Consider the following 17,837-nt stretch of genomic DNA (forward strand, 5'->3'; position numbering starts at 1 on the left):
ATGCTCGAAATTGCCCGACAGGCCGCCCTCGAGGGGGGGCGCGTGCTCATGCAGAAATTCGGCGGCAACCTCCGGGTCGATCACAAGGGGGCAACTGATCTGGTGACCGACGCCGACCGGGGTGCCGAAGAGGCGATTGTTGCCCTGATCCGCGGGAAATTCCCTCGCCATGACATCCTTGCCGAAGAGGGGGACTGGGGGCGTTGCGAGTCGCGCTACCGCTGGATCATCGATCCCCTTGACGGCACGACCAATTTTACCCACGGGTTTCCCTGGTTTGCCGTATCCATTGCCCTCGAGGTGGACGGAGAGGTGGTGCTCGGGGTGATTTTCAACCCCTTTTACCGGGAGATGTTCGTTGCCCGGAAGGGGGAGGGGGCCTTTCTCAACGATATCCAGCTCCGGGTGTCGAAGACGGCGAGCCTGACCGAGTCGCTGCTGGCAACGGGGTTTCCCTATGATCGCAAGGAGAGCCGAGTCAACAATTACGACCATTTCGTTCATTTCCAGCAGGCTGCCCAGGCCTGCCGGCGTCCCGGAGCAGCGAGCCTCGATCTGGCTTATGTGGCAGCAGGACGTCTGGATGGCTACTGGGAAATGAAGTTAAAACCCTGGGATATGGCGGCGGGGAAATTGATCGTCGAGGAGGCCGGTGGGAAGGTCAGCGACTTCGACGGCGGCCCATTGGACATTTATGGGCGGGAATGTCTGGCCAGCAACGGCCTGATCCATGGGGCCATGGTCGAGGTCCTGCAAAAAGGGGAGCGCCCCTGAAAGGACGTTTGTCATCAGGACCCCCGTGGTATAATCAAAACAGAAAAGGGTAGCTCATCCAACGGTTCCTGCTCGTTTCCCGGGGCGGCGAAGGGCCAAAACGGGGGCGGGCATTCAGAGGACAAGGAGGTTCCATGATCGAAGTCAAAACCGAGAAGGAAACCGAACGCATTGAGACCATCCTCGATAAAGACCTGAATCGTGTTAACGAAGATCTGGCTATCATGGAAAAGCATTCGGCCGATCTTGACGCTGTTGAAGAGGAAATCCAGGAATCGATGGTCAAGCGAGACCGAGAATACAAGGATTCCTGTCTGCACAGCATCCCCAAACCCATCAAGCATATTCGGTGAACCCCCGTCGGGAACCAAGGGGGAAGGCCCTCTTCTGGGCGAGAGGGCTTTTTTCTGGCGGAGCATTCTGTGCCTTGCTCAAATCCTGAGCTGATGTCATAAAAAAGCTGATGAATCCTTGCCCGTGGGAGTGAATTAGTCTAGATTGTTCCGGTCTTTTTTTCGTTAAATTTTATTGTTTTCCAAGGAGTCCAGGATGTCCGAACCAGGCAAGACCAGGTTTCAGATCGATTTGCGCCGATATTTGCGTGAACAGGAAGAAGACCGGGACCTGATCCGGCTGATTTGTGAGATTGCGGAAGCCTCCAAGTACATTGTCAATTCGATTCGTACCGGAGATCTCGGGGTGGCCGGAACCTCCAACCTCTATGGTGAGCAGCAGTTGGCCCTCGACGTCCTTGCCGACCGCATCCTGCGCAAGCGTCTCTTTCACTCGGGGGTGGTGGCCAATATCGTCTCCGAAGAAACCGACGATATTATCCCCGTATCACCGGACTGCGAGGGGAAGTTTTCCGTGGCCTACGATCCCCTCGACGGTTCCTCGCTGGTTGACGTCAATCTCGCCGTTGGAACGATCGTCTCGATCTATGCCGGCTGCAATTTATTCCAGTCCGGCCGCAACCAGGTGGCGGCACTCTATATCCTCTATGGGCCGAGGACGACCTTGGTCTATTCGACGGGCCGCGGGGTTCATGAGTTTGCCATGAACCAGTTGATGGAATACACACTGGTGCGGGAAAACGTTCGGGTGGCGCCCAGCGGCAGCATCTATTCCCCCGGGGGGCAGCGCAATCTCTACTCGGCGGGAACGGAAAGCTTTGTCCGCCAGCTCGAGGAAAATGGGGCCAAGTTGCGATACAGCGGCGGGTTTGTCCCCGATATCAATCAGATCCTGATGAAAGGGAAGGGGGTTTTTCTCTATCCCCATCTCCAGGGACAACCTGAAGGAAAACTGCGGCTGCTCTATGAACTTAACCCGATGGCCTTCCTGATGGAGCAGGCCGGAGGAGCGGCATCCACGGGACGGGTGCCGATTCTCGACTTGGTGCCGACAAAAATCGATGACCGGGCTCCGGTCTTCATCGGCTGCCGCGAGGATGTTGCCCGCGCCGAATCCCTTGTCGCCGCCCAGGGGTAAAGAGGGAGAACTTCGTTTTCCGCAGGAAAAGGGGAGAAAAAAAGAGAGCCCGGCAGCCAAAGGCTGCCGGGCTCTCTTTGCGGTCATCATTCAAGGCTGGCGTTACATCAGAGCCTTGATCTTCTCGAATCCGAGGCTGTAAGCCTTTTTGTTCAGATCCATGAAGGCTGCGGGGACCTTGGAAAGAACGGCCTTTTCCCCGGACTCGCGGGAAACGGCACCGGTCAGGGCGATCATGGCGCCGAGGGCGACCACGTTGGCCACGATCTCACGACCGAGGTCTTCTTTTGCGGTGCGGGTGATCGGCATCTTGTAAACCTTGAAATCGCCCTGGGGCACATTCTTGACGAAATCGGAGTCGATCAGCAGAACGCCGCCCGGCTTGATGCCGTTGGCGTATTTGTCGGCCGATTCCTGCGTCATGGCGAGACAGGCGTCGACAATGGTCGCTTTGGGATAGTCGATCGGCTTGTCGGAAATGATGACCTCCGACTTGGAAGCGCCGCCGCGGGCTTCCGGACCGTAGCTTTGGGACTGAACGGCGTGTTTTCCTTCGATAATGCAAGCCGCTTCAGCCAGAATGATTCCGGCGGTGATCAGACCCTGACCACCGGCGCCGGAAAATCGAATTTCAAATCTTTCAGACATCGATAGTTCTCCTTATTCGCTGGATAATCAGGCGCCCTTGGCCTTGGCCTTGGCGATGACCTTGGCGTACTGCTCGGTGTACTCCGGCCGCTCTTCCTTGAAGAGAACGCCGGTGAGGAATTTGCCCTCGAGCTGCTCGGCCGTCATCTTGGCGGCGGCGGCAACCGGAACGGCGTTGTCCTTGAGCTTCTTCATCATGTCGATGACGCTGCGGAATTTGTTGCGGCGACCATAGGTGGTCGGGCAGTCGTCGAGGACCTCGATAACGGCCATCCCCTTGTGCTGAATCCCTTCGGCGATCAACTTGTCGATCTGGGTGGCGTGGAAGGAGGTGGTCCGGGCGACGAAGGTTGCCCCGGCACCGATGGCCAGCTTGCTGATGTCGAAGGTCGGATCGGGATTGCCGTAGACGGTGGTGGAGGCCAGGGCGCCGGTGGGGGTACAGGGTGAGAACTGACCACCGGTCATGCCGTAGATGCTGTTGTTGAAGATGACATAGGTCATGTCGATGTTGCGGCGGCAGGCATGGATGAAGTGGTTGCCGCCGATGGCGGTGCCGTCGCCGTCGCCGCCGACAACGATCACGGTCATCTCGGGCTTGGCCATCTTCACGCCGGTGGCGAAGGCGGCACCACGACCGTGGGCGGTGTGCAGGGTGTTGAAATCGACGTAGCCGGGGAGACGGCTGGCGCAGCCGATACCGGAGACGATGGCCGTATTGTTTTTTTCCAGACCGCAGGCGTCAATCGCCCGGATCAGGCCCTTCATAGCGATGCCGTGGCCGCAGCCGGGGCACCAGATGTGGGGCAATTTGCCGGGGCGGAGATATTTATCGTAATCGAAAGCCATGTTACTTAACCTCCTTGACTTTTTCCATGATCTGGCCGGGATTGATCGGGTCGCCGTCGACACGACCGAGGAAGCTGATTTGACAAGCACCTTTGGCCACGCGCTCGACCTCGAGAACCATCTGTCCCAGGTTCATCTCAGCAACGACGATGGCTTTGGCCTGTTGGGCCAGAGCGGCGATGCGCTTTTCGGGGAAGGGCCAGAGGGTGATGGGACGAAAGAGGCCGACCTTGATCCCCTCCTTGCGCATCTCGTTGACGGCGTAGCGGGCAGAGCGGCTGGTGGAACCGTAGGCGAAGATGATGACTTCGGCGTCTTCGGTGAGGTATTCCTCGTTCAATTCAATGTCGGTGGCGGCATCGACCTTGCGGACCTGTCGGCGCTGCTCGTCGTCCACCAGGTTGGCCTTGGTGGTCGGGAAGCCGTCGGCAGCCTTGTTCAGGCCGGTGACATGGAAGCGGTAGTCGGTGCCGAAGGCGGCCAGCGGCGGAACGTCGCCGAAGGAGGGATCGAAGGGCTTGTATTTCTCGGGGCTGACGGACGGAGCCGCGCGGTCGATGACTTCGAGATCGCCCGGTTCGGGGAACTCGATGCGCTCACGGCTGTGGCCGACGATCTCATCGTAAAGAACCTGGACCGGCATGCGGTATTTTTCCGCCAGATTGAAGGCGCGGACCGTTTCGGAGAAGATTTCCTGGCAGGAGGCGGGGACGAGGGCGATTGCGGCGTGGTCGCCGTGGGTCCCCCATTTGGCCTGCTGGACGTCGGACTGGCCGGGGCCGGTCGGCATGCCGGTCGAAGGACCGCCGCGCATGACGTTGATGATGACGCAGGGGACTTCGGCGATGCAGGCATAGCCGATCAGTTCCTGCTTGAGGGAGACACCGGGGCCGGAGGTCGCGGTGAGGACCTTGGCGCCGGTGAGGGAAGCGCCGATGACCGAGGCCATGGCCCCGATTTCGTCTTCCATCTGAATGAATTTTCCGCCGATCTTGGGAAGTTCGATGGACAGAACTTCCGCAACTTCGGTGGAAGGGGTGATGGGGTATCCGCCGAAGAACGTGCAGCCGGCGTACAGGGCGCCTTGGGCGCACGCCTCGTTTCCCTGCAACAGAGCAACTTTCTTAGCCACGTTAAGCAACCTCCTTAAAAAATTTGACTATTTTTTGTGGACCTTGATGGCAAAGTCGGGGCAACGCAGTTCGCACTGGTTGCACGCAATGCATGCCTCGGGATTGGCGACCTTTACGACAAATCCGTCCATTTCAAGGACCTTGGTGGGGCAGAATTCAACGCAAATGCTGCACCCCTTGCAGTACCTTTCGATGATTTCGATATCTGCTTTTGCACTGCTCATTCCGATAATTCTCCTCTGTGCGTGTTGACCGTTGCAGCAACGGGTTCAAAAAGTTGGGGCATATTAGCGTAAAAGAAAATTCCATGCCAGCTAAATTATGTATACGGCGCTACGGCCCGGCCACCTGCCCTGGCGTGCCAAGTCGCTCGTAACATTCTGTTATTATTAAGAAATAATCGGCATGGTTTTCGTCGTCGAACGGAAAGAAGGGCAATGTCGCCATTGCCCTTCTTTCTTGCGGCAATGAAGGTTGAGATTTTTAGAGATTCATGCTGTCAACGAGACCTTTGACGGCAGCAACCGATTTGTCCATCATCGCCTGCTCTTCTGCGTCGAGTTTGAACTGGAGAATCTTCTCCACGCCGCCGGCACCGAGGACGGTGGGTACGCCGACGAAGTAACCCTTGATACCGAATTCGCCGTTGAGATAAACGCAGGTCGGAAGAACCCGTTTGGAGTCCTTGAGGATCGATTCGGCCATGGCGATGGCCGAGGAGGCCGGGCTGTAGAAGGCGCTGCCGGTCTTGAGGAGAGCGACGACTTCACCGCCGGCGCCGCGGGTGCGCTTGACCATGGCTTCCATGACTTCCTTGGCCTTGGAGGCGCTTTTGTACTTCTGCTCCAGCAGTTCCATGACCGGAATCCCCTGGACGCTGGCATAGCGGACGAGCGGCACCATGTCGTCGCCGTGACCGCCGAGGGTCATGGCCATGACGTCTTTTACCGACACGCCGAGTTCCCAGGCGATGAACGCCTTGAACCGGGCCGAATCGAGAACGCCGGCCTGGCCGATGACACGGTTGTAGGGGAAGCCGGTGATCTTCTGGCAGAGGGTGACCATGGCGTCGAGAGGGTTGGAAATGATGATGACAACGGAGTTGGGGGCGTACTTCTTGATCCCTTCGGAGACCGAAGTCATGATCTTGCTGTTGACCTCGATCAGGTCGTCGCGGCTCATCCCCGGTTTGCGGGGGAGACCGGCCGTGACGATGACGACATCGGAGCCGGCGATGTCGGCGTAGTCGTTGGTCCCCTTGAGGTTGATGTCGAAACCATCGACCGGAGCCGCTTCGGCGATGTCGAGGCACTTGCCCTGGGGGAGGCCTTCGACGATATCGAAAAGCACCACATCGCCGAGTTCGCGCAGCGCACACAGCTGAGCAAGAACGCCACCGATCTGACCACCACCGATCAAAGCAATTTTGTTTCTGGCCATTTAGATCTCTCCTTTAGTAGGGAAATGAAAAAAACAGAATCGGGGCAACCCTGTCGCCCCGATTCTGGCAGGTTTGTTACATCTGGTCGATAATCGCGTTGAGCGTTGCGCTGGGGCGCATCGCTTTTTCCGTCTTTTTTACGTCGGGTTTGTAGTAGCCGCCGATATCCACCGGCTTGCCCTGGGCGGCAAGGAGCTCGGCGTTGATCTTGGCTTCGTTGGCTTCGAGTTCTGCGGCCACCTTGGCAAAGCGCGTCTTGAGTCCGGCGTCCTTGTCCTGCGTGGCCAGAGCCCGGGCCCAGTACATGGCCAGATAGAAGGAGCTGCCGCGGTTGTCGATCTCGTTCACCTTGCGGGAAGGAGCCTTGGCGTTTTCCAGGTACTTTGAAACGGCCTGATCGAGGGTGTCGGCAAAGAGCTGTACTTTTGCCTCCTTGGTGCGGTTGGCAACGTGCTCGAGGGAGGGAACCAGGGCGCAGTATTCGCCGAGGGAGTCCCAGCGCAGGTGGCCTTCCTTGAGGAACTGCTCCACATGTTTGGGAGCCGAGCCGCCGGCACCGGTCTCGAAGAGGCCGCCGCCCTTGAGAAGGGGGACGATGGAGAGCATTCTTGCGCTGGTGCCGAGTTCAAGGATCGGAAAGAGGTCGGTGAGGTAGTCACGAAGGGCATTGCCGGTCACCGTAACGGTGTCTTCCCCTTTTCTGGCTCTGTCGCAGGCCAGCTGCATGGCGGCATCGGGCGTCATGATGCGGATGTCGAGACCGCTGGTGTCGTGATCCTTGAGGTAGGTTTCGACCTTTTTGATGATCTGGGCATCGTGCCCCCGTTTGGGGTCGAGCCAGAAGATGGTCGGCGAACCGCTGGCTTTGGCGCGGGTGACAGCCAGCTTGACCCAGTCCTGGATCGGGGCATCCTTGGTCTGGCAGGACCGGAAGACATCGCCTGCCTCGACGCTCTGCTCGAGGAGGGTTGCGCCGGAGGCGTCGACGACGCGGATCTTGCCGTTGCCGGGTGCAAAGAAGGTCTTGTCGTGGGAACCGTATTCCTCGGCTTTCTGCGCCATCAGGCCGACGTTGGAGACGTGTCCCATGGTGGCCGGGTTGAACTGGCCATGCTTCTGGCAGTCCTCGATGACGGTCTGGTAGATGGTCGCATAGCAGCGGTCGGGAATCATGGCGACGGTGTCCTGGAGCTCGTCCTGGAGATTCCACATCCGGCCGCCGTCACGGACCACGACGGGCATCGAGGCATCGATGATGACGTCGTTGGGGACATGGAGGTTGGTGATCCCTTTGCGGGAGTCGACCATCGCCAGGGCGGGTCGGGTCTTGTAAACGGCCATGATGTCCGCTTCGATTTCCGCTTTTTTGGCTTCGGGCAACCGCTTGATCTTGGCATAGACATCGCCCAGGCCGTTGCTGATGTTGACGCCCAATTCCTTGAAGGTTTGGCCATGTTTCTCAAAAACGTCCTTGTAGAAGACGGTGACGCACTGACCAAAGATGTAGGGGTCAGAGATTTTCATCATGGTCGCTTTGAGGTGCAGGGAGAGGAGCACGCCATCTTTCTTGGCTGCCTCGATCTGTTCTGCATAGAATTTGCGCAGGGCAGCCATGTTCATGGACGATGAATCGAGTACTTCGCCAGCCTGCAGGGGAAGCTTGGCTTTCAGGACGGTGACGCTGCCATCGGCGGCCACGAACTCGTAGTTGACGGTCGTGGCGGCCTTGACCGTCACGGACGTTTCGCTGCCGTAAAAATCGTGACCGGTCATGTGGGCGACGCGGGTCTTGGACCCGGCCGGCCAGGGCTTCATCATCCGATGGGGATTGCTCTGGGCGAATTTTTTGACCGAGGCCGCGGCCCGGCGGTCGGAGTTGCCTTCACGCAGGACCGGGTTGACGGCACTTCCCAGGCACTTGGCGAAACGGGCCTGAAGGGCTTTTTCAGCGTCGGTTTTGGCCTCTTCGGGATAGTCCGGGATTTTGTAGCCCTTTTCCTGCAGCTCTTTGATGGCATCCTGCAGCTGGGGGATGGAGGCGCTGACGTTGGGAAGCTTGATGATATTGCACTCAGGATCCTGGGTGAGTTCACCCAGCTGGGTCAGATAGTCGGGGATTTTCTGATCTTCCGTCAGGTTGTCGGGGAAGTTGGCGATAATCCGGCCCGAAAGGGAGATGTCCCTGGTCTCGACCTCGACGCCGGACCCTTTGAGAAATTTTTGTACGATGGGGAGCAGTGCGTAGGTTGCCAATGCCGGTGCTTCGTCAATTTCACTCCAGATGATCTTCGATGTTTTCATGTTCTCTCCTTGTTTATATGTCAGTGTTGCAAAGGGTCCGGTGAAGGGCAAAAGGTCGTCATCGGAACTAAATTTTCGTCCTCAATTCTGTATACAGTATACAGGGCGCGTACCCCTGTCAAGGAAAAAAAAGGTGTTTTCAAGAGGAGGGGGAAGGGATGTTGGGGAGGATAAGGCACCGAATTCACGGAGTTTCTGCGGGACGACTGTGGATAATGAGGTCGAGGGGGAAGATGTCGGATCGACGGGCGACTTCCCTGGCGGTTTCCTTGTCCTGTTCGCTGGAATCCCGGGGGATCGTCAGGCTCTGGCCGGGGAAGATTTGCCGTGGGTCTTTGATCTGATCACGGTTGGCTTTGTAGATGAGAGGCCAGAGGAGAGCGTCGCTGTAGACGTCGCGACGCGCTGCGATGGTCCAGAGCGTTTCGCCCTCGGCCACCGTGTAGTCGCTGACCATCTTTTTCGGGGCCTTGGCCGGGGACGGAGCGGGAGCCCCTGATACGGAAAGGGGGGAGGGGGGGCGTCGGGATCCATCAGGGGGAGGCAAGGGCGCTTTGTGGCCTGTGGTTCGTGGGCTCCGTGGGTCCGACGGCAGGATTTCCGTGAGTCCTTGCCTCTCCTCGGACGGGGGGAGGCGCTTCTCCCGTTCGACGGAAGCCAGGGCGGCCGCAGCCACAGCCTTCCTTTCGGCGAGTGAAAGAATTTCGCGGGCCTTTTTGTACTTTCCGGCACGGAAGAGGCTCTCACCCTGTTGAAGAGCGGTATCGGCCTGCCGGTACTCGGGAGCGGCCAGGACGTGGGCCTCGAGGGTGAAGGCCTCGGCTACCGCTTTCCGGGCGGAATTCAACTCCTGGCGGGGCGGTGCTGCGCAGGCCGCCAGCAGAAGAGAAGTTCCGATGAGGATAAGAAACAGCCTTGACATAATCGGGGACGGCCCTGGTCTTCATCGACGGTTCGGGTTTGTTTTCCAAGCGCCGGGCGGCTTTTCCCGCCCGGCAAGGGATGAACGGAACCACTGGTTATTTGGGACGCGTGGCCAGGCGGATGGAGAGCTCCCGGAGCTGTTTTTCGTCCACGGTCCCCGGCGCCTCGGAGAGCAGACAGGTCGCCTTCTGGGTTTTGGGGAAGGCGATGACGTCGCGAATCGAGTCGGAGCCGGTGAGAATCATGACCAGACGATCGAGGCCGAAGGCGATGCCGCCATGGGGAGGAGCGCCGTACTCCAGGGCGTCGAGGAGGAATCCGAACTTTTCCCGAGCTTCGTCCTGGGCGATCCCCATCAGGTCGAACATCTTGCTCTGCACGGACTGGTCGTGGATACGGATGCTTCCGCCGCCGATCTCTGAACCGTTGAGGACCAGGTCATAGGCCTTGGCCCTGGCCTTGCCCGGGTCGCCGTCGAGAAGGGAGACGTCCTCGTCCATGGGGGCGGTGAAGGGATGGTGGACCGCCACATGGCGCCGGGATTCGCCGTCCCACTCGAGGAGGGGGAAGTCGGTGACCCAGACAAATTTAAAGTTGGTCTTGCTGGTCAACCCGAGTTTGTGGCCGAGATGACCGCGCAGGCGACCCAGGGCCTCGTTGGCGATCTTGTAGCTGTCGGCGACGAAGAGGAGGAGGTCGCCGACCTCGGAGCCGAGGGCGCGATCGAGGGCGGAGAGCTCCTCGGCGGTGAAGAACTTGGCGATGGGGGACTGCCAGCCCTCCTCGGTGACCTTGACGTAGGCCAGCCCCTTGGCGCCGTAGATCTTGACGAAATCGGTGAGGTCGTCGATTTCCTTGCGGGAGAAGGTGCCGCACCCCTTGGCGTTGAGGGCCTTGACGATGCCGCCCCCCTTGACCACCTCGGCGAAGACCTTGAAGCCCGACTCCTTGACCTGGTTGGAAATTTCCACCAGTTCCAGGTCGAAGCGCAGGTCCGGATTGTCGACGCCGTAGCGGGCCAGCGCTTCGGCATAGGTCATGCGGGGCATGGGGAGGGAGACGTCGACGCCAATGGCCTCCTTAAAGACGGTGGCGATCATCCCTTCCATGACTTCGATGACATCGTCCCGGTTGACGAAACTCATTTCGCAGTCGATCTGCGTGAATTCAGGCTGGCGATCGGCTCGCAGATCCTCGTCGCGGAAGCAGCGGGTGATCTGGCAGTAACGGTCGAAACCGGAAATCATCAGGAGCTGCTTGAACAGCTGCGGGGACTGGGGGAGGGCATAGAAGGTTCCCGGATTGACGCGGCTCGGGACCAGGTAGTCGCGGGCCCCTTCCGGGGTACTTTTGGTGAGAATCGGCGTTTCGATCTCGAGGAAATTGCGCGCATCGAGATAGGTACGGACGGTACGCGCCACTCGGTGACGGAGCATCAGGTTGTTCTGGATGCCGGGGCGCCGCAGGTCGAGGTAGCGGTGCTTGAGACGGATGTTTTCGGCGACCTCGGTCGTGTCGTCGACCATGAAGGGGGGGGTCTTGGAGGTGTTGAGGATCCGCAGTTCGCGGATCTCGACTTCGACCTCGCCGGTGCGCATCTTGGCATTGACCGTACCCGCCGGGCGGGGAGAGACGATGCCGCGCACCGCCAGGACGAACTCGTTGCGGATGCGGTCGGCCTTGGCGTGGGCGTCGGGATCCCGGTCCGGGTCGAGAGCAAGCTGCACGATCCCTTCGCGGTCCCGCAGGTCGATGAAGATCAGCCCACCATGGTCGCGGCGGCGCTGGACCCAACCCATGAGACAAACCTCCTGGCCAATTTCGGCGGCGGAGACCTGCCCACAGTAACAGCTTCGTTTCCAGTCACCCAGAATATCGTTCAAGTGTGTATCCTCCCAAAGTTTGAGTGTCATCCACCCTGTCAACGGTGGTCAAAAGAAAACCGGCAGATTATACAAACCCCATGGGACCATCGTCAAGGGATATCGGGGGAGGATCTCAGCCGACCGTCCAACGCTCGGCGAGAAGCTCTTCGATCCCGGCGAGGGGGAGAAGGTCCTGGGTGCCGCCGTCCATGTCGCGAAGGGGCGCCGTTCCGGCGGTGAGTTCGCTTTCACCGAGAATCAGCACGTGCCGGGCCCGCAGTTTGTCTGCCCGGCGCAGCTGGGATTTGAGGCTTTTTCCTTCGTAGTCCATTTCGCAGTGGATGCAGCGCCGTTGCAGGGAGGTCATCAGTCTGAAGGCGTGATTTGCCGCCGCTTCGCCGAGGGCGGCGATAAAGAGCTCCGGCCGGGGGGGTTCGACCTGTTGGGAGTTCTTCATCAGGACCAGGCGCTCGACTCCCATGGCAAAACCGATGCCGGGAAGAGCCGGTCCGCCGAGGTCCTCGACCAGTCCGTCGTAGCGCCCGCCGGCGGCCACCGCGTTCTGGGAGCCGAGGCTGTTGGTCACCATTTCGAAGGTCGTCTTGCTGTAGTAGTCGAGCCCCCGCACCATGCGCGGATTGACGACAAATGGGGTGCCGAGGTCCCGAAGAAACCCCTGGACGCGGGCAAAGTGACTGTCGCACCCTTCGCAAAGGTGGTCAAGCATCGCTGGCGCACCAGCCGTCGCCTCCCTGCAGCCGGGGACCTTGCAGTCGAGAACGCGCAGGGGGTTGGTCAGGTACCGGCGGCGGCAGTCGTCGCAGAGGGCCGGCAGCCGCTCTTCGAGGAAGGCTGTCAGGGCCTTGCGGTATCCCGGTCGGCACTCGGGACAGCCGAGGGAGTTGATCTGCAGTTCGACGTCGCCGATTTCCACCGCTTCGAAGTAGTGGGAGAGCATGGCCAGAAGCTGGGCGTCGATCTTTGGATCCTCGACGCCGAGGATCTCGGCGCCGATCTGGTGAAATTGCCGGTAGCGTCCCTTCTGCGGCCGCTCGTATCGGAACATCGGCCCGAGGTAGTAGAGCTTGGCGACCGAATCCCGGGCGTAGAGCTTGTTTTCGATAAAGGAGCGGATCACCGGCGCCGTCCCTTCGGGGCGCAGGGTCAGGGAGTGGCCGCTTTTGTCGTCGAAGGTGTACATCTCCTTCTCGACGATGTCGGTGGTTTCGCCGATGGAACGGCAGAAGAGTTCGGTTTTTTCCACCACCGGAACCCGAATCTCGGCAAAGCCGTAGGCGCGGAAGATGCGCCTTGCATGATTTTCCAGAAACTGCCAGGTTTCGACGTCGCCGGGCAGGATGTCGTTCATTCCCTTGATGCCTGTAATGCTCACGAAAGGTTACCTCTTTTCGATGGTCTGATTGTCCTGGCCGCTGAGGGCCCGGAAGGAATCAGGTTGATGGATGGGATGCTGAAAATGTCGTTTAACCGAGCCCTTCCAGGCGATAGACGGCGACGGTGAGCGATTTTCCCTTGAGAGTCATGGTCTCTATGGAGGTCGCCTTCACCCGGTCTCTCACCTGGAGGTAGGTCGCCTGGGAAATCAGGATCTCCCCCGGCCTGGCCAGACCCTGCAGGCGGGCGGCGATATTGACGCTGTCGCCGATGACGGTGTATTCCATGCGTTCGGCCGAACCGATGTTGCCGGCGATGACCGTGCCGGTGTTGATGCCGATTCCCATCTCCACGGGAGGGAGATTCCGTGCGGAACGCTCCCGGTTGAAGACCTCCACCGCCTGCTGCATCTCAAGGGCACACCGTACCGCCCGCAGCGAGTCGTTGCCGAGGGAAATCGGTGCGCCGAAAAGGGCCATGACCGAGTCGCCCATCAGTTTGTCGACCATCCCCTCGTTCTGCATGACCACGGCGATGACACGGGTGAAATAGTCATTGAGGAGTTCCACCACCAGGGCCGGGGGGAGCTGCTCCGCCAGGGCGGTGAAGCGGCGGATGTCGGAAAAGAGGATGGTGACTTCCTTCTCCTCACCGCCGAGTTTGAGTTCGTCCTTGTGCTCGAGGATCTGCTGACTCAGGGGCTTGCTGACATAGCGCTCGAAGTTGCTCTGAATGAATTTTTTCTTTCGCAGGCTGGTCGCCATGTCGTTGAAGGCGCTGGTGAGACGACCCAGTTCGTCCTTGCGCTGTAGGTCGATGTGCTGATCGAAATTCCCTTCCCCGATCGCCTTGACCCCCCTGGCCAGGGCCCGGAGCGGACGGAGGAAAGATCCGGCAAGGAAGGAGGCGAGGAGAAAGGCGCCGATCATGGCTGCCAGGGAGAGGGCCGCCATGCGATGGCGCAGCACCTGCACTTCGCCCAGGATAACCTCCCCGGTGGGGCCGGGGTGAATTTCTCCGAGGCGCACCGGCAACGCGTCGATGGAGATGATGTCCATCTGCAGGTCAAGAAGAATCATCACCGACAGCATCAGGGATCCGCTGAGCAGAGCGAGAAGGAGAGCGAATTTGAAGCGCAGTCCGGAGAAGGCCCCCATGTGGTTATTCTCCCTGAGATTGCCGGACCTGGTGCAGTTTACGACGGGCCTTCTCGATATTCAAGAGGGCCTTTTCGTGATGGGGGGAAAGAGGCGGGACCCGCGTCCAGGCGGCGATGGCCTCCCGATAGAGTCCCTGGCTGTACCACTCGATTCCCTGCAGATACAGTTTTCGGGGATCTTCGGGAGCAATCGAGGGGGGAAGGGCGCTTTTTACCCGGGTCAGGACCGCCTGGGCTTGACCGTTGTAGGGGTCGAGGGCCAGGGCCTGGAGAAGGGCCGCCTCGGCCTCCTGAAAACGTCCGCCCTCCAGGGCGGACTTGCCGGCGTCGATCAGCCGACCGAGTTCCCCTTTGAGGAGGTCTTTTCCCCGGTTGAGTCCTCTTCGGGCCTCGCTGTCGGACGGGTCGAGGTCGAGAATCTGCCGGTAGCGCCTCAGGGCCTCCTTGAATTGGCCGTCGGCCATTTCGTCGGCCGCCGCATCCTGCTGACTGCGGATGAAGGCCGTCGTTTGCCCCGACAGATTTTTAAGCCCCGCGGTGGCGGCGCCATGGCGGGGGTCAAGGGCGAGAATCTGCAGGTAGAGGCTTCTGGCCCCCTTGAAATTCTCCTGGTTCGTCCAGTCTTTGGCGGTCTGGAGGAGGATCTCGATCTTGACAGAGAATTGCTTCTCGGCAGACTGCAGCTCGCGGCGAATCCCCGGGGAATCCTCGAGGCGAAGGGCATTGGCAAAGCGTTCGCGGGCTTGGGCGAAGCGGCCGTCACTGAGCGCCCTGCGTCCCCAATGCAACTCTTCATTGACGACGGTGGAAATCAGGTCCTCGGCCCGCGCCAGACCGGTCAGGCTCTCCGGGTGGCCGGGCTGCAGGGTGAGGGCTTCGGAAAAGGCGTTTCGGGCCTCCAGGAGTTTCCCTTCGTCCAGGGCCCGCTGTCCGCGATCGTTGGCTGCCCTGGCTTGTTCCCCGAGGCGCAGGTCGACGTCCCTTTTCCCCTTTCTGGCACCCTCGTGGTCCGGGTCCAGGGTCAGGGCCCTGTCGAAGGCCGATTTCGCCTGGGAAAGTGCTCCCTTCTCCAGCAGACCCTCTCCTTCGGTCAGGATTTGTTCCAGCTCCTTCGTCAGGGCAGACCGGGATTTTTCCAGCAGGGCCAAACCTGCAGGGGATTCCGGGATAAGCGCCAGGCCGGCGCGGGCCAGGCCGATGGCCATCTTCGGGTTCCCCTCGTCAAGAGCGCGCGCCCCCTCGGTGAAGTGCTCTGAAGCCAGCCTGTCGACTTCGATCCGCGCCTCCCGGGCGTAAGCCTTGGCTCTTGAGTCGGCGGGGTTGATGGCAAGGGCCTGATCGAGCTCGCGCAGAGCGGAGGCATATTCTCCGCGCCGGTACAAAATCCGCCCCCGTTCGACTCTCTGGGTGACGACTCCGGCATTGGCGGTGACCAGATTGAGGATGGCTCCGCGGTGGGCGGGGTTGATGGCCAGTACTTTTTCATAGTTGTCGCGGGCACCGATGAAGTCCTTGAGGTCGAGGGCGATATTGCCGGCGAGAAAGAGGACTTTCGGATCGTCCCCTTCACCGGAGTCCAGCGCTTCGATGGCCCTCTGGGCTTCCGGCAACTGGTGCCGTTCCTGAAGGGTGAGAGCGCAGTTGAAGAGGATGGAGCGGATGCTTTCCTGAAGTTCGGGGGGCGACCTGTCATAGACGGGGGCCAGACGCTCCACCGCGGCAGCAGGCAGGTCCTGGCGATAATCGAGGTAACCGAGGTAGTAGAGGGCCAGGGGACTGTCGGGGGAGGAGGCCAGAGCCTTTTCGAACAGGCTCCGAGCCTTCGGCTCATCCTTTTCCAGTAATTTAAGGGCCTCGTTGAAATAGAGGCTGAAGATGTATTCTCGGGTGACGGCGTCCTCCGGGTAACGGTCGAGGTAGGCCGTCAACGATTCGATCGCCTTGTCGACGGCTCCCTGCCGGGCATGGAGGTCGCCGAGAAGCTGGAAGATCTCCACCCGGGACGGATCCAGGGCGAGAACCCTGCGAAAAAGCCCGGCCGCTTCATCGAGGGCATCGGCATCGAGGAAGGTCAGTCCCAGATTGTAATAGGCGTTGACGAGGGGATAGATCTCAGGAAAGTCGAGGGCCCCGAGGGCTTCGGCCTGTTCGAAATAGAGGAGGGCACTGTCCGAATCGCCGAGGCGGGCGCAGGCCAGGCCGAAATTGAAGTTCATTTCAATGGAGTCGGTAAGGGCAGGGTAGGCGCTGCGGAATTCGTCGATCGCTTCCTGGGTCCGGTTATCGAGGAGCAGGGCCAATCCGAGGGAATAATGGAGGGGAAGGTTGCCGGAGTCCATGGCGAGGACCTGGCGGTAGCGTTCGATCTGTTGACTGGAGGGGTCGGCTTCGGCGTAAGCGGTGTAGCGGCTAGCGGGAATCAGGAGAAGGATCGCCACTATTCCCCGGAGCAGGAGGCTCCCGTGGTTGGTCATTTTTCCCCGGTCTCCCAGGCCCCCCGGATGACGTTGCGGACCTGTTTCCCCTGGTACATGGCCCGGTCCGCCAGGTCGATGATCGATTTTTTATCACCGGCATTGGACGGGAAGGTGGCATAGCCGATGGTGGCGGTGAGGCGGCAACTGAGGTCGCCGCCGGCCCGGAAACAATGCTCCTCGATGGTCTTGCGCATCCGCTCGGCCACCTGCTTTGCACCTTCGTAGTCGGTTTCCACCAGCATGGCGGTGAATTCATCGCCGCCGTAGCGGAAGAGGACGTCGACGTCGCGGACGCTCTGGCGGAGAAGGACGGCGACTTCCTTGAGGGTTGCGCTCCCCGCCAGATGGCCGTGGGTGTCGTTGATATCCTTGAAGTGGTCGAGGTCGATGAAGACCAGGGAAAAACAGAGGCTGTAGCGCTCCGAGCGACGGATCTCCTGGTCGAGCATCATCTGCATGTAGCGGTAGTTGTAGAGCTCGGTCAGGTCGTCGGTGTACATCATCTGCCGCGCGCCCTGGTACCGGCAGGAATTGTCGAAACCGAGGGCCGTCTGTTCGGAAAGAAAAAGGAGGTTCTCCTGGGGGAGGGGGGAAACCATCGCACCCAGGGCCGGATTAAGGACGACGACGCTCCCTTTTTGGGATTTCTGCCCGTGCAGGGGGAAGAGGAAGATGGATTGCACATTCCCCGGCCCGTTGGGGTCGAGGGGGAGTTCGGCCGCCTCGACTCGCCGCATTCCCACGGTGCTTTCCAGTAGGGGGAGGATGGCGCGGGCCAGAGCCATCGCTTCTGTTTCGTTGAGTCCCTCAAGGCCGTAGAGACCATTGATGGTCCCTCCTTCGGAGAGAAAGGCAAATCCCCGCCCCTCCCCCACTTCCTGGACGAGAGCCTTGACCGCTTCCGCCAGCAGAAGGTCGAGCTCGAGGAGGGAGGCGAGATTCTGCCCTTTGCGGAAAAGGCTGATCTGGCTCTTCAGAAGGATGTTTTCGTCGAGGAGGCGGCGCTGTTCGAGGCAGGTGCGGATGAGGTGACGCAGCTCTTCGGGATTGAAGGGCTTGATGAGGTAGTCCCGGGCGCCGTTTTTCAAGGCCTGAATGGCGGTCTCGAGGGTGGCGTGGCCGGTGACAAGGATGACTTCCGGAGGGTTGTTCATGCTGCGGGCCTTGCGCAGCACGTCCATGCCGCTGAGACCCGGCATGACCATGTCGGTCAGGACGATGTCGATCCCCCCCTGACGCAGTCGCTCAAGTGCCTCGTCGCCGGAAGCTGCCGCTTCGACCTCATAACCTTCTTCGCTGAGCAGCTCCGTATAGAGCCGGCGGAAGAACAGTTCGTCGTCAACAACCAGTATGGCTGATTTTTTCATCCACCGATTCTCC

15 protein-coding genes are annotated in these 17,837 nt (G+C 60.1%); 3 read left to right on the forward strand and 12 right to left on the reverse strand.

Features of this window, described 5'->3' with window-relative positions; translation table 11 throughout:
* The 3 genes from DSOUD_RS07195 to DSOUD_RS07205 all read left to right on the forward strand — a co-directional run bounded on the left by DSOUD_RS07195 (position 1) and on the right by DSOUD_RS07205 (position 2,265).
* Positions 1–774: an inositol monophosphatase family protein gene (locus DSOUD_RS07195; protein WP_053550374.1), complete on the forward strand. Its 774-nt coding sequence runs from the start codon at positions 1–3 to the stop codon at positions 772–774.
* 134 nt (positions 775–908) lie between these two features.
* Complete coding sequence (locus tag DSOUD_RS07200) at positions 909–1,127, forward strand: hypothetical protein (protein WP_053550375.1); 219 nt, start codon at positions 909–911, stop codon at positions 1,125–1,127.
* A 196-nt stretch (positions 1,128–1,323) separates the two neighbouring features.
* Entirely contained in the window at positions 1,324–2,265 is a 942-nt protein-coding gene (locus tag DSOUD_RS07205; protein WP_053550376.1) for a class 1 fructose-bisphosphatase, read from the forward strand.
* A gap of 102 nt (positions 2,266–2,367) precedes the next feature.
* Here the strand turns inward: DSOUD_RS07205 and DSOUD_RS07210 are convergent, their stop codons facing one another.
* The 12 genes from DSOUD_RS07210 to DSOUD_RS07265 all read right to left on the reverse strand — a co-directional run bounded on the left by DSOUD_RS07210 (position 2,368) and on the right by DSOUD_RS07265 (position 17,824).
* Positions 2,368–2,913 (reverse strand): 2-oxoacid:acceptor oxidoreductase family protein, encoded by a 546-nt coding sequence (locus DSOUD_RS07210; RefSeq protein WP_053550377.1) that lies wholly within the window; start codon positions 2,911–2,913, stop codon positions 2,368–2,370.
* 27 nt (positions 2,914–2,940) lie between these two features.
* Entirely contained in the window at positions 2,941–3,762 is an 822-nt protein-coding gene (locus DSOUD_RS07215) for a 2-oxoacid:ferredoxin oxidoreductase subunit beta (RefSeq protein WP_053550378.1), read from the reverse strand.
* A gap of 1 nt (position 3,763) precedes the next feature.
* A complete protein-coding gene (locus tag DSOUD_RS07220; protein ID WP_053550379.1) occupies positions 3,764–4,894 on the reverse strand; it encodes a 2-oxoacid:acceptor oxidoreductase subunit alpha in 1,131 nt (376 codons plus the stop codon).
* Between the two features lie 27 nt (positions 4,895–4,921).
* Positions 4,922–5,119, reverse strand: a complete 198-nt coding sequence (locus DSOUD_RS07225; RefSeq protein ID WP_053550380.1) for a 4Fe-4S binding protein — start codon at positions 5,117–5,119, stop codon at positions 4,922–4,924.
* Between the two features lie 259 nt (positions 5,120–5,378).
* Positions 5,379–6,335: a malate dehydrogenase gene (mdh, locus tag DSOUD_RS07230; RefSeq protein WP_053550381.1), complete on the reverse strand. Its 957-nt coding sequence runs from the start codon at positions 6,333–6,335 to the stop codon at positions 5,379–5,381.
* Positions 6,336–6,411: 76 nt separating this feature from the next.
* A complete protein-coding gene (locus DSOUD_RS07235; RefSeq protein ID WP_053550382.1) occupies positions 6,412–8,637 on the reverse strand; it encodes an NADP-dependent isocitrate dehydrogenase in 2,226 nt (741 codons plus the stop codon).
* A gap of 184 nt (positions 8,638–8,821) precedes the next feature.
* Positions 8,822–9,559 (reverse strand): LysM peptidoglycan-binding domain-containing protein, encoded by a 738-nt coding sequence (locus DSOUD_RS07240; RefSeq protein ID WP_082351116.1) that lies wholly within the window; start codon positions 9,557–9,559, stop codon positions 8,822–8,824.
* Between the two features lie 97 nt (positions 9,560–9,656).
* Entirely contained in the window at positions 9,657–11,444 is a 1,788-nt protein-coding gene (aspS, locus tag DSOUD_RS07245; protein WP_053550384.1) for an aspartate--tRNA ligase, read from the reverse strand.
* 115 nt (positions 11,445–11,559) lie between these two features.
* Positions 11,560–12,795, reverse strand: coding sequence for a histidine--tRNA ligase (gene hisS / locus DSOUD_RS07250; RefSeq protein WP_053550385.1), 1,236 nt, complete (start codon positions 12,793–12,795; stop codon positions 11,560–11,562).
* A gap of 115 nt (positions 12,796–12,910) precedes the next feature.
* Positions 12,911–13,978: an adenylate/guanylate cyclase domain-containing protein gene (locus DSOUD_RS07255; RefSeq protein ID WP_053550386.1), complete on the reverse strand. Its 1,068-nt coding sequence runs from the start codon at positions 13,976–13,978 to the stop codon at positions 12,911–12,913.
* Positions 13,979–13,982: 4 nt separating this feature from the next.
* On the reverse strand, positions 13,983–16,454 hold the full coding sequence (locus tag DSOUD_RS07260; protein ID WP_053550387.1) for a tetratricopeptide repeat protein: 2,472 nt from the start codon (positions 16,452–16,454) through the stop codon (positions 13,983–13,985).
* Positions 16,451–17,824, reverse strand: coding sequence for a GGDEF domain-containing response regulator (locus DSOUD_RS07265; RefSeq protein WP_053550388.1), 1,374 nt, complete (start codon positions 17,822–17,824; stop codon positions 16,451–16,453). The genes DSOUD_RS07260 and DSOUD_RS07265 overlap by 4 nt, the downstream gene beginning before the upstream one ends.
* Positions 17,825–17,837: the final 13 nt, after the last annotated feature.

Source organism: Desulfuromonas soudanensis (assembly GCF_001278055.1).
In the GTDB taxonomy this organism is placed as follows: Bacteria; Desulfobacterota; Desulfuromonadia; order Desulfuromonadales; family WTL; genus Deferrimonas; species Deferrimonas soudanensis.

Coding starts and splice junctions, on each gene's coding strand:
- DSOUD_RS07195 (WP_053550374.1), top strand. CDS start 1: ATGCTCGAAATTGCCCGACAGGCCGCCCTCGAGGGGGGGCGCGTGCTC.
- DSOUD_RS07200 (WP_053550375.1), top strand. CDS start 909: ATGATCGAAGTCAAAACCGAGAAGGAAACCGAACGCATTGAGACCATC.
- DSOUD_RS07205 (WP_053550376.1), top strand. CDS start 1,324: ATGTCCGAACCAGGCAAGACCAGGTTTCAGATCGATTTGCGCCGATAT.
- DSOUD_RS07210 (WP_053550377.1), bottom strand. CDS start 2,913: ATGTCTGAAAGATTTGAAATTCGATTTTCCGGCGCCGGTGGTCAGGGT.
- DSOUD_RS07215 (WP_053550378.1), bottom strand. CDS start 3,762: ATGGCTTTCGATTACGATAAATATCTCCGCCCCGGCAAATTGCCCCAC.
- DSOUD_RS07225 (WP_053550380.1), bottom strand. CDS start 5,119: ATGAGCAGTGCAAAAGCAGATATCGAAATCATCGAAAGGTACTGCAAG.
- mdh (WP_053550381.1), bottom strand. CDS start 6,335: ATGGCCAGAAACAAAATTGCTTTGATCGGTGGTGGTCAGATCGGTGGC.
- DSOUD_RS07235 (WP_053550382.1), bottom strand. CDS start 8,637: ATGAAAACATCGAAGATCATCTGGAGTGAAATTGACGAAGCACCGGCA.
- DSOUD_RS07240 (WP_082351116.1), bottom strand. CDS start 9,559: ATGTCAAGGCTGTTTCTTATCCTCATCGGAACTTCTCTTCTGCTGGCG.
- hisS (WP_053550385.1), bottom strand. CDS start 12,795: ATGAACGACATCCTGCCCGGCGACGTCGAAACCTGGCAGTTTCTGGAA.
- DSOUD_RS07255 (WP_053550386.1), bottom strand. CDS start 13,978: ATGGGGGCCTTCTCCGGACTGCGCTTCAAATTCGCTCTCCTTCTCGCT.
- DSOUD_RS07260 (WP_053550387.1), bottom strand. CDS start 16,454: ATGACCAACCACGGGAGCCTCCTGCTCCGGGGAATAGTGGCGATCCTT.
- DSOUD_RS07265 (WP_053550388.1), bottom strand. CDS start 17,824: ATGAAAAAATCAGCCATACTGGTTGTTGACGACGAACTGTTCTTCCGC.